Here is a 9609-nt window from a genome sequence, read left to right on the forward strand (position 1 = left end):
CTCGCTCTTTTTTTATTTGTCATAAACAATATATAGTGAAATTTAAGCGATTCTAAATACAGTAAGGCGGATGTTAATATTTCCTGTTGCAGGGATCGTAATCTCATTAAGAGTAGATTGGACAGAGATTCTTGCACCAGCTGCTAATGTTTCGATTGTAGTAAATGAAAGTGAGTCGCCTATTAAATTTGAAGAGAAATTATCAGTTGCGACTGCCCCATTAATTGAAATGCCTACTCCAAGAGGAGCGCATCCTGGCGCAGTTGTAGAAATGGATACGCTAATTACATAAATACCACCGTTAATAACAGTAACTGTATCTGTGCCGTTGAAGATAATATTGTTTACGTTAATTGCAGTACTAAAAATAAAGTTATTAAATTGCAGTACTGTTTGCTGAATATTGTTTGTTACAACAATTGTTGCTATAGGGAAGCTAGGTCCAGTTGGCCCAGTAGGTCCGGTAGGTCCACCAGAAGGTCCAGTAGGTCCAGTAACTCCTATGCCAGTAGCGCCGGTAGCACCCGTTGGTCCTTGAATGCCTTGAGGTCCGGTAGCGCCCGTGTTACCTTGAGGTCCCTGAGGTCCAGTAGCGCCGGTAGCGCCCGTGTTACCTTGAACACCTTGAGGTCCAGTGGCACCAGTAGCACCCGTGTTACCTTGAACGCCTTGAGGTCCAGTAGCGCCAGTAGCACCAGCAGGTCCTTGAGCGCCTGTATTGCCGGTAGCGCCTGTGTTACCTTGAGGCCCTTGAGGTCCAGTAGCGCCAGTAGCACCCGTGTTACCTTGAACACCTTGAGGTCCAGTAGCGCCAGTAGCACCAGCAGGTCCTTGAGCACCTTGAGGTCCAGTGGCACCGGTAGCACCCGTGTTACCTTGAACACCTTGAGGTCCAGTGGCACCGGTAGCACCCGTGTTACCTTGAACACCTTGAGGTCCAGTGGCACCAGTAGCACCTGTGTTACCTTGAGCACCTTGAGGTCCAGTGGCACCAGTAGCACCTGTGTTACCTTGAGCACCCTGAGGTCCAGTAGGTCCGGGAGGCCCGCCAGAAGGTCCGGTAGGTCCGGTAACTCCTATACCAGTAGCGCCAGTGGCACCCGTGTTACCTTGAATACCTTGAGGTCCAGTAGCACCAGTAGCGCCGGTAGCCCCCGCAGGTCCTTGAGCGCCTGTATTGCCGGTAGCGCCTGTGTTACCTTGAGGTCCCTGAGGTCCAGTAGCGCCGGTAGCCCCTGCAGGTCCTTGAGCGCCCGTATTGCCGGTAGCGCCTGTGTTACCTTGAGGTCCCTGAGGTCCAGTAGCGCCAGTAGCACCAGTAGGTCCTTGAGCGCCCGTATTGCCGGTAGCGCCTGTGTTACCTTGAGGTCCCTGAGGTCCAGTAGCACCGGTAGCACCCGTGTTACCTCGAGGTCCAGTGGCACCAGTGGCGCCTGCTGGTCCAGTAGGTCCGGTAGGTCCTTGGATGAACGAAGCAGAATTAACTAGAGCAGTTTGTAATGCTGCTATTAATTTAAGGAGCTCTTGAAGTGTGCAAGGGTCTATTCGGAATAATTTTGTAATGTATAGTAAATAGTTAATGAGATTTTGAAGCTCAATAAATACAGCGCTTGCTACAAAGGTTGGATTTCTTAATATAGTTATTAAGTTTTTAATAATAGCTAACCCTTGTGCTTTCAGGGAGGAAGTAGCGTCTAGTGAACAAATAAATTTACTTAGTAGGTTCAATGTATCGATTAGATCTTCAATATTTTGGGGAGATGGATTTGCGAAAAGTTTTGGGATTATTTTTGTTAAATCAATAATAATCGCACGAAATGTTCTAAGTTGAGCTTTAGTAATTGGGATTGATGGAGTATTTGGGATTCGTCCAGCGCTACTTGGAAAGCATGGTTTGGAGAATTTGTTTTGATTGTCGTTATAACGAGACATTAAATCTCTCCTTTCTCACGAAAATGTGAACGAAACTCATCATAGTAGATGCAGAAATTAGTTAAATGGTCATAGTAAAATCGTTTGTTTAAAGAAAAAAATAGAAAAAACGCCTTACAATAAGGCGTTTTTTCTATTTTCTGCGTATTGATAATATCGCTTTAATGAAATTTTTGATTTGAATCCAGCGAGTTTTATAATTTCTGATTCAGGAGTTTCTTTTTTTATTAAGTTTAAAATATAGGTGTTACGAAAATGTTGTCCTGAAATTCCTTTACGTAAATTGGCTCTAGCCACTTCGAGGCGAATCATTTTTTGTATAGCAATTTCCGTTAATGCCTTTGGTGCATCATTTTCATATACCCACCTGTATGTTCCACGGTTAAAATCGAATGCGACAAATAATGGATCATCACTATGGTATTTGGGGCGAACTGGTTCTGGGATGCTTTTGTAATAATTATATAGTTGTTTTTTGTCTTCTTTTGCTAATGTAATTGTTCTTTCTACACCTGCGGTTGCTGGGATTGACAATGTGTTAGTTTCAAAGTGAACGTGATGCATTGTTAATGCTGTAAGTTCCTGTAAGGATAAACCGTAGTCAATCAATAGATTTAAAATAGCGATATTGCGATCCATTAATAAGGGGCGCACAGGAAGTTGTTTTTCTGAAAGTCCTTCTAATGAAGTGACTATATACTTTAACCTTTTTTCTTCATCAGGTGAAATGAAATCTTCGTTACGAAGTGTACGGTCTGGTTGAATAGATATTTCCATATTTTTTAATGGATTAGGAATGTTTAGAAAATGATGCATTCTATTTAGTACAATAAATACACGATGCATCGTTTTTTCTGAGTAATGTCGATTCGTTTTTAAATCGGAAAAGTAATCTTCGTAGTCTTTTGTACAAAGTGTAGCCCATATATTACTGGAAGGGAGCTTTTTGTTTTTTTCTAACCAATGTCCGAAGTCTTCAACGTCATAAACATAACGTTTAATAGTTGAGGGTTTTCGGCCTTTATTCAATAAAAAAATAGAAAAGGCTTGTATTGTATCATGGAATTCCGTTGTCTCCATAGTCCCACCACCTTAATTATTTCTTATATTATAGCAAACTTTTCTGAAAATAGGCATTTACAAGGGGGACAGGAATAATAATATTTGGTGAGTGGATAAAATGAGGTGATTGTATGGAACAATCGATGCGAAAGAAAAACAACAATCAAATTAATATTGTGTTAAACCATCGAAAGAAAATTTCTTTGCCAGCCGCAGAAAATAAAACGGTAATTTCAAATGAAACTGCAATTAAACATGAAATGCTGCAGAGAATTGAAGAAGAGATGGGGAAGCTTGTTGGGATGGATGATATAAAAAAGATAATAAAAGAAATATATGCTTGGATTTATGTGAATAAAAAAAGACAAGAGAAGGGATTGAAGTCTGAGAAGCAAGTACTTCATATGCTGTTTAAAGGGAATCCGGGTACAGGGAAGACAACTGTTGCTAGAATGATAGGAAAATTGCTGTTTGAGATGAATATTCTATCAAAAGGGCACTTGGTTGAAGCTGAACGTGCTGATCTTGTAGGAGAGTACATCGGCCATACAGCTCAAAAAACAAGAGACTTAATAAAAAAAGCAATGGGAGGTATTTTGTTTATTGATGAGGCGTATTCTTTAGCTCGAGGAGGAGAGAAGGACTTTGGAAAAGAAGCAATTGATACGCTTGTAAAACATATGGAAGATAAACAACATGGTTTTGTATTGATTTTAGCTGGATATTCAAGAGAGATGAATCACTTTCTTTCATTAAATCCAGGGCTGCAATCTCGTTTTCCATTTATTATTGAATTTGCGGATTACTCGGTAAATCAGTTGTTGGAAATTGGGAAAAGAATGTATGAAGAGCGTGAATATCAGTTATCGAAAGAGGCTGAATGGAAATTTAGGGATCATTTACATGCTGTAAAGTATTCGTCGCAAATTACATCGTTTAGTAATGGGCGGTATGTACGGAATATTGTTGAAAAATCAATTCGTACACAGGCGATGCGGTTGTTGCAAGAAGATGCCTATGATAAAAATGATTTAATTGGAATATCGAGTATGGATTTGATGCTCGAAGAGGAGACGCACAGTACATAAACTGTGCGTCGATTTTTGTGTATAAGTTCGTTTACTCTTTTTTTTCTTTTTCTTGGTGTACTTTATGGAAGTGTTCCATTTTAGCGCTCTTTTCGTGTGCTGAATTAGGATCGTGTCCAAATTGATTTACTGAGCTTTTTTGAGCTCCTTTATTAACGTGGTTTGTCATTTGTATTCACCTCACTTTAAAAATTAGTATAAACATTATATAAAGAAAAAATCGTTAGAAAAGAAAAACCTCTTTACGATATGTAAAGAGGTTAGATTGCTATTTATGGATTGAACGTTCTTTCGTTTCGATACGTCTGTGTGGTAAATGCCATTTGTAATGAATAGAAACCATGCGGAAGCAAACAATTAAAATGAATAAAATGTAAAGAGCCCAATCGCTAACAATAATTTGAGCGCCAATTAAAAAACCTGCTAAAATTGTCCAAAAGGCATATACTTCAGCTCGAAGAACGAGAGGTTTCCTGCGGGCTAAAAGATCGCGAATGATACCGCCGCCGATACCAGTTAAAACAGCTGCTACAATTGTGGCGCTAATTGGTAAATTTAATTTTTGGGCATATAATGCTCCTTGTACAGCAAATGCTGATAAGCCGATAGCGTCAGTGATATTTTCCCACTTTTTCCAATGTCTAATTAACTTATTTGGAAAAAGAAAAATAATAGTCATTGATAAAAGTGCGATTTGGAATAACATGTCTTGTTGCCAAAACGCGACAATCGGATAACCGATTAATAAATTACGAAGGGCACCTCCCCCAAATGCGGTTGCCATTCCTAAAATATACACCCCGAAAATATCATAATCCTCTTCCATTGCAACAATGGCTCCGCTTAGTGCGAAAGCGATTGTGCCTATGATGCTAAAAATCTCCCATGCCATGAATTTTCTCCCCCGCTAACTAGATGAAATGTGCTTCCTCTGCTATTATATTAGAAGGTTTAAATTTCGAAAAGGATGAGTGAACATATTTGATGGAAGAAAAAGAAAAAGTCATATTAGTAGGCTGTCAATTGCCACAAGATGATGATGAAAAATTTATGCATTCCATGAAAGAGCTTGCATCACTAGCGAAGACTGCACGAGCAGAATTGTTAGTGTCAACAACGCAAAAACGACCAAAGTTTCATCCGGCAACTTACATAGGTAAAGGGAAATTAGAAGAGCTTACAATGTTAACTGAAGAGTTAGAGCCGGATGTTATTGTATTTAATAATGAATTAACGCCGAGTCAAATTCGGAATTTATCCTCAGTATTAGATGCGAGAGTAATTGATCGAACGCAACTAATACTGGATATTTTTGCGCAACGTGCGAAGTCGAGGGAAGGTAAGCTTCAAGTAGAATTAGCTCAGTTGCAATATACAATGCCGCGTCTTATGGGGCAAGGATTGTCCTTATCGCGTCTTGGTGGTGGTATTGGAACAAGAGGACCGGGTGAGACGAAATTAGAGACGGATCGTCGTCATATTCGATCGCGTATTGATGAAATAAAGAAACAACTTGCAGTTGTTGTGGAACATCGAAAAAGATATCGTGAGAGAAGAAAAGATAATAAAGTATTTCAAGTGTCATTAATAGGGTATACAAATGCAGGGAAATCGACACTGTTTAATAGATTAACGGAAGCTGATACGTTTGAAGAAAACCTTCTGTTTGCAACATTAGACCCAACGACAAGGAAGATGCCGTTACCTTCTGGTTATACAGTATTACTAACTGATACTGTTGGTTTTATACAAGATTTACCTACTTCATTAATCGCTGCTTTTCGTTCAACACTGGAAGAAGCGGGGGAAGCGGATGTCATTTTACATGTAGTTGATTCCGCGGATCCTAACTACATAGGGCATGAAAAAACAGTAAAAAGATTATTATCAGAACTTGAAATTAACCATATTCCTGTTATTACGTTATATAATAAAAAAGATGAATTACATCAAAACTTTATTCCGTTTCCGAAAAGTGATTTCTTAATGACTAGTGCTTTTGAAGAAAGTGATTTATTGCGTATAAAAGAAGCGATAGAAACGAAGATGAAGAAAGAAATGGATCGTTATCGAGTGGAAATCCCTCCGAGTGAAGGTAAGTTGTTAACGCTTTTAAAGACGGAAACTCTATTAGCAAAGATGGAGTTTCTAGAAGATAAATTTGTATATGATTGTGCAGGGTATATTTTTACTCATTCATCGCTTAATGTGCAATTAAAGAGATTTTTAGTGGAAGAAGGAGAAAATAAAAATGTTTGATCGTTTGAAAAATGGAGAAAAAATTGCTCCAATCGTAAAAGAAGTAGAGAGTCAGATTACAGAAGTACATAAACGTGCGGATGAAGTAATTGAAAGCAATCAGTTTCGTGTATTAGAAAGTTTTCGTAAACATAAAATTAGTGACTCGCATTTTATCCCGACAACAGGTTATGGTTATGATGATATTGGCCGTGATACGTTAGAAAAAGTGTATGCTGATGTATTTGGGGCGGAAGCTGGACTTGTTCGTCCGCAAATTATTTCAGGTACTCACGCTATCTCTACAGCGTTATTTGGTATTTTACGCCCGGGAGATGAGTTATTGTATATCACTGGGAAACCGTATGATACGTTAGAGGAAATTGTTGGTGTACGTGGGAAAGGTGTAGGTTCATTTAAAGAATATAATATCGGTTACAATGCAGTTCCGCTAACTGAAGCTGGGCTTGTTGATTTTGAGGCTGTTGCAGCAGCGATTCATAATAATACGAAAATGATCGGTATTCAGCGCTCGAAAGGTTATGCTACTCGTCCATCGTTTACTATTTCTCAAATTAAAGAGATGATCGCGTTTGTTAAAGAAATTAAACCTGATGTTGTTGTGTTTGTAGATAACTGTTATGGTGAGTTTATTGAAGAGCAAGAGCCATGTCATGTTGGTGCAGATTTAATGGCGGGTTCGCTTATTAAAAACCCGGGCGGCGGAATTGTTAAAACTGGTGGTTATATTGTCGGGAAAGAACAGTATGTTGAAGCGTGTGCATATCGTTTAACGTCTCCGGGAATTGGTGCGGAAGCTGGAGCGTCTTTATACAGTCTGCAAGAAATGTATCAAGGGTTCTTCTTAGCGCCACATGTTGCAGGACAAGCGCTGAAAGGTGCAATTTTTACAGCTGCGTTTTTAGAAAAGTTAGGAATGAACACGTCACCAGCGTGGAATGCGCCAAGAACAGACTTAATTCAATCTGTTCAATTTGATGATAAAGACCGTATGATTGCCTTCTGCCAAGCGATTCAATATGCATCTCCAATTAATTCGCATTTTACTCCGTATGCAAACTATATGCCAGGTTATGAAGATGATGTAATTATGGCGGCGGGAACATTTATTCAAGGTGCAAGTATTGAATTGTCTGCTGATGGTCCGATTAGACCACCGTATGTTGCATATGTGCAAGGTGGATTAACGTATTCGCATGTTAAAATTGCGATTTGTTCTGCAATTGATGAATTGATTGAAAAGAATTTATTAACAATTTCTTAAAGGGGAGCTGTCGATATCGGCAGCTTTTTTCGTATAAAAGTAACGATTTATGCGATTAGAAAAAAGAATGAAAAAATTTATAAAAAAATCATGTAAGAAAAGCTAACATCTATTGACACTAAACATAACATGTTATAAAATGAGAAGTAGTTAAGGCGAAGGAGGAACTGAAAAATGAAAGAAGATAGACGTTCTGCCCCGCTGTTTCCAATTGGTATTGTTATGGATTTAACACAATTGTCTGCACGTCAAATTCGCTACTATGAAGAGCATAATCTTGTTTCTCCAACCCGTACAAAGGGGAATCGTAGATTGTTTTCATTTAACGATGTAGATAAGTTGTTAGAAATTAAAGATTTGTTAGATCAAGGCCTGAATATGGCTGGTATTAAACAAGTGTTACTAATGAAAGAAAATCAAACAGAAGCAGTGAAAGTAAAAGAAGAAACGAAAGAAATTTCAAAAACTGAGCTTCGCAAAATACTTCGAGATGAACTACAACATACAGGTAGATTCAATCGAACTTCATTGCGACAAGGTGACATTTCAAGATTTTTTCACTAAAGATAACTGATTCTGAAGGCGATTAGAGGGACTAAGGAGGAATTTATAATGTCTAGATACACAAAAGAAGATATTTTCCGTTTGGCGAAAGAAGAGAATGTAAAGTATATCCGTTTACAATTTACGGACCTTTTAGGGGTAATTAAAAACGTAGAGATTCCAGTGAGACAATTAACGAAAGCTCTTGATAACAAAATGATGTTTGATGGATCTTCGATTGAAGGTTTCGTACGTATTGAAGAGTCTGATATGTATTTATATCCTGATTTAGACACTTGGGTAATTTTCCCTTGGACAGCTGAAAAAGGTAAAGTAGCTCGACTAATCTGTGATATTTACAATGCAGATGGCACTCCATTTGATGGAGACCCACGTAACAACTTAAAACGTGTGTTAAAAGAAATGGAAGCTTTAGGATTTTCAGACTTCAATCTTGGACCAGAGCCAGAATTCTTCCTATTTAAGGTTGATGAAAAAGGAAATCCAACATTAGAACTAAACGATAACGGTGGATACTTCGACCTTGCGCCGATGGATCTAGGGGAAAACTGTCGTCGTGATATCGTTCTTGAACTTGAAGAAATGGGATTTGAAATTGAAGCATCTCACCATGAGGTTGCTCCAGGACAGCACGAAATTGACTTTAAATATGCAAATGCAATTCGCTCATGTGATGACATTCAAACATTCAAACTTGTTGTAAAAACAATTGCTCGTAAACATGGTTTACACGCAACGTTTATGCCAAAACCACTATACGGTGTGAACGGTTCAGGTATGCACTGTAACTTATCATTATTTAAAAATGGTGAGAACGTATTCTTTGATGCAAACGGTGACTTACAATTAAGTGATGATGCTCGTCACTTCATCGCAGGTATTTTAAAACATGCACCAGCATTTACAGCGATAGCAAACCCAACTGTAAACTCATATAAACGTCTAGTACCTGGATATGAAGCGCCTTGTTACGTAGCATGGTCTGCACAAAACCGTAGCCCGTTAGTACGTATCCCTGCATCTCGTGGTATTAGTACACGCGTAGAAGTACGTAGTGTTGACCCAGCTGCAAACCCATATTTAGTAATGGCTACATTATTAGCTGCAGGTCTTGATGGAATTAAAAACAAATTAACTCCACCAGCTGCAGTAGACCGTAACATCTATGTAATGACAAAAGAAGAGCGCGAAGAAGCAGGTATCGTTGACTTACCAGCAACATTAGCGCAAGCATTAGTTACATTACAATCTAATGAAGTAGTATGCGGTGCACTAGGAGAACACTTACTTGAGCACTTCATCGAAGCGAAAGAGATTGAGTGGGATATCTTTAGAACACAAGTTCACCAATGGGAACGCGATCAATATATGTCTCTATACTAAGAGGCTCAAACCCTTGACACACAACGTGTTGAGGGTTTTTTTATTTTGTGGGTAAAA

General features: G+C 38.8%; 9 protein-coding genes. 5 read left to right on the forward strand and 4 right to left on the reverse strand.

Annotation, left to right across the window (positions count from 1 at the left end; genetic code table 11):
- Window positions 1–42: 42 nt before the first annotated feature.
- Window positions 43–1932 carry a Gly-Xaa-Xaa repeat protein gene (locus tag MR136_RS05210; protein WP_242259270.1) on the reverse strand — a complete coding sequence of 630 codons (1890 nt, stop codon included), beginning with the start codon at window positions 1930–1932 and terminating at the stop codon, window positions 43–45.
- Between the two features lie 114 nt (window positions 1933–2046).
- On the reverse strand, window positions 2047–3012 hold the full coding sequence (locus MR136_RS05215) for a tyrosine-type recombinase/integrase (RefSeq protein ID WP_000450326.1): 966 nt from the start codon (window positions 3010–3012) through the stop codon (window positions 2047–2049).
- A gap of 113 nt (window positions 3013–3125) precedes the next feature.
- On the opposite strand from MR136_RS05215, the gene spoVK reads away from it, so the two are divergent.
- Window positions 3126–4082: a stage V sporulation protein K gene (spoVK, locus tag MR136_RS05220; RefSeq protein ID WP_061457619.1), complete on the forward strand. Its 957-nt coding sequence runs from the start codon at window positions 3126–3128 to the stop codon at window positions 4080–4082.
- Between the two features lie 31 nt (window positions 4083–4113).
- Here spoVK and MR136_RS05225 read toward each other — a convergent pair whose 3' ends face one another.
- The gene (locus MR136_RS05225) at window positions 4114–4251 is read right to left on the reverse strand and encodes a hypothetical protein (protein ID WP_000181503.1); all 138 of its coding nucleotides are present in this window, start codon (window positions 4249–4251) and stop codon (window positions 4114–4116) included.
- Between the two features lie 99 nt (window positions 4252–4350).
- Window positions 4351–4974: a trimeric intracellular cation channel family protein gene (locus MR136_RS05230; RefSeq protein ID WP_000312266.1), complete on the reverse strand. Its 624-nt coding sequence runs from the start codon at window positions 4972–4974 to the stop codon at window positions 4351–4353.
- A gap of 92 nt (window positions 4975–5066) precedes the next feature.
- On the opposite strand from MR136_RS05230, the gene hflX reads away from it, so the two are divergent.
- From hflX to glnA, 4 genes are all read left to right on the forward strand, one after another.
- Entirely contained in the window at window positions 5067–6341 is a 1275-nt protein-coding gene (gene hflX, locus MR136_RS05235; RefSeq protein WP_000391395.1) for a GTPase HflX, read from the forward strand.
- Window positions 6334–7605 (forward strand): methionine gamma-lyase family protein, encoded by a 1272-nt coding sequence (locus MR136_RS05240; protein ID WP_000460290.1) that lies wholly within the window; start codon window positions 6334–6336, stop codon window positions 7603–7605. Before hflX ends, MR136_RS05240 begins: the two co-directional genes overlap by 8 nt.
- Before the next feature lie 174 nt (window positions 7606–7779).
- Window positions 7780–8169, forward strand: coding sequence for a transcriptional repressor GlnR (gene glnR, locus MR136_RS05245; RefSeq protein ID WP_000656783.1), 390 nt, complete (start codon window positions 7780–7782; stop codon window positions 8167–8169).
- Window positions 8170–8217: 48 nt separating this feature from the next.
- A complete protein-coding gene (gene glnA / locus MR136_RS05250) occupies window positions 8218–9552 on the forward strand; it encodes a type I glutamate--ammonia ligase (RefSeq protein ID WP_000092763.1) in 1335 nt (444 codons plus the stop codon).
- Window positions 9553–9609 lie beyond the last annotated feature (57 nt).

Source organism: Bacillus cereus group sp. BfR-BA-01311, assembly GCF_022664295.1.
Classification (GTDB): domain Bacteria; phylum Bacillota; class Bacilli; order Bacillales; family Bacillaceae_G; genus Bacillus_A; species Bacillus_A cereus.